Source organism: Pseudomonas sp. BS-2016 (assembly GCF_001806145.1).
Lineage (GTDB): Bacteria > Pseudomonadota > Gammaproteobacteria > Pseudomonadales > Pseudomonadaceae > Aquipseudomonas > Aquipseudomonas lundensis.
This window is the reverse complement of the sequence record NZ_MLCT01000072.1, coordinates 1-2,157: the sequence shown is the minus strand read 5'-3', so window position 1 is coordinate 2,157 and position 2,157 is coordinate 1. Positions and strand designations below refer to the sequence as shown.

Here is a 2,157-nt window from a genome sequence, read left to right as displayed (position 1 = left end):
CTTCGACGGCAACGACAGCCAGACCCGTACCCTGGGCGGTACCAACTTCGGCCAGCAAGGCAGTGCCGGGGTGATCCAGCGTTTTGGCCTGGTGGGCGCCGCCCGCAAGGTGGCCGACGAAGCCCTGCAATTGCTGCTCGCACCGAATACGCCCCACGGCCCGCGTGACCTGCTGCTGATGCCCGACCAAATGATCCTGCAGATCCACGAGTCGATCGGCCATCCGCTGGAGCTGGATCGCATCCTTGGTGACGAGCGCAATTACGCCGGCACCAGTTTTGTGAAAGCCAGCGACTTCGGCCACCTGCAATATGGCTCACCGCTGCTCAACGTCACCTTCGACCCGGACATCCCCGAACAGCTTGCCAGCTACGCTCATGACGACGACGGCACGCCTGCCAGCAAGCAATTTCTGATTCGCGAAGGCCTGCTGCTCAAGCCCTTGGGCGGGGCCTTATCGCAATTTCGCGCCAACCTGCCAGGCGTCGCCAACAGCCGCGCCTGCAGCTGGAACCGTGCGCCCATCGACCGCATGGCCAACCTGAATATCGAACCTGGGGATAAAAGCCTCGCGCAATTGGTGGGCGGCATTGAGAGCGGCATCCTGATGTCGACCAACCGTTCGTGGTCCATCGACGATGCGCGCAACAAGTTCCAGTTCGGCTGCGAGTGGGGCCAGTTGATCGAAAACGGCGAACTCAAGGGCGTGGTGAAGAACCCCAACTACCGGGCGATTTCCGCGCAGTTCTGGCGCAAGCTCAGCGCGGTAGGCGACGCCAGCACCTTCAAGGTCTTGGGCACGCCGAACTGCGGCAAGGGCGAACCCAACCAGGTGATCCGTGTCGGCCATGCGTCGCCGGCCTGTGTATTCAGCAATGTCGATGTATTTGGGGGAGATGCCTGATGAACCACTTCAAGGCTTTGGTGGATTGGCTCAAGCAGGCGGTCACCGATCAAGAACAATTTCATCTCGGCTACGCGGATGAGGCGTCCGAGTTCGTGCGCTTCAACCACGCGCAGGTACGCCAGGCCGGCCAGGTACAGCAGGCCAGCCTGAACTTCAAGCTGATCAACGATGGGCGCCACGCCGACCTGGGTATCACCCTGTCCGGCGAGGCGCAGTTGGATCGCCAGCGCCTGGCGAATGGCCTGCAACAACTGCGCGAGACCTTGCCGCTGTTGCCGCCTGACCCGTACCTGCTGCTGAATCCCGACGCCTGGCACAGCCATAACGAACAGCTGCGCCCGCTGCCGGAACTGGCCCAAGTGCTGGACGACATCAGCCAGGCCGCCGATGGCGTGGACCTGGTTGGCTTCTACGCCGCCGGCCCGATCAGCCGTGGTTTCGCCAGCTCATCGGGGGCGTTCGGCTGGCACCGGGCTAACAGCTTCAATTTCGACTTCAGCCTGTTCCACGCCAATGGCGAAGCGGTAAAAGCCAGCTACGCCGGGCACACCTGGAACAGCGCCGAATTCGCCGCCCGTTTCCAACAGGCCCGTGAGCAACTGGCGTTTCTCGGTCGTCCGCTGCACAACCTGGCGCCAGGCCAGTACCGCGCCTACCTGGCGCCGGCAGCGCTGGAAGAAATCATCAGCATCATCACCTGGGGTGGTTTTTCGGCCCAGGCCATCGCGAGCAAAGGCAGTTCGTTGCAACGCCTGTACGCGGGTGATCAGTCATTGAGCCCGCTGGTGACGGTGGATGAGCAGATCAGCGGCTCCCTGAGCCAGGCGTTTTCCACTGAAGGCTACCCGCGTGAGGATGTCACCCTGATCAACGCAGGCAAAGCCGAGGGCCAGTTGGTCAACTCGCGCAGCGCCGCCGAATACGGCTTGAACACCAACGGCGCCAGCAGCGACGAGTCGCCCAGCGCCCTGCAAATGGCGGCCGGCAGCCTGGCCCAGGCCGATATTCTCAAGCAGTTGGGCACCGGTCTGTATATCAGCAACCTCTGGTACCTGAACTACTCCGACCTGCCGGCAGCGCGCCTGACCGGCATGACGCGCTTTGCGACCTTCTGGGTGGAAAACGGCGAGATCAAGGCGCCGGTCAGCACCATGCGCTTTGATGACAGTGTCTATCAGTTGCTCGGTTCGCAATTGGAAGCGCTGACCGCTGATCGGGAGCTGCTGTTGTCGGCCAGTACCTATGACCAG

2 protein-coding genes are annotated in these 2,157 nt (G+C 62.4%); both read left to right on the top strand.

What is annotated here, in order from left to right:
• Positions 1–904, top strand: a 904-nt coding sequence (locus tag BKD70_RS22310; RefSeq protein ID WP_139145793.1) for a TldD/PmbA family protein, incomplete at its 5' end; no start/stop codon positions are given.
• A partial coding sequence (locus BKD70_RS22305; protein ID WP_070415412.1) for a TldD/PmbA family protein occupies positions 904–2,157 on the top strand: 1,254 nt, incomplete at its 3' end. The genes BKD70_RS22310 and BKD70_RS22305, both read left to right, overlap by 1 nt.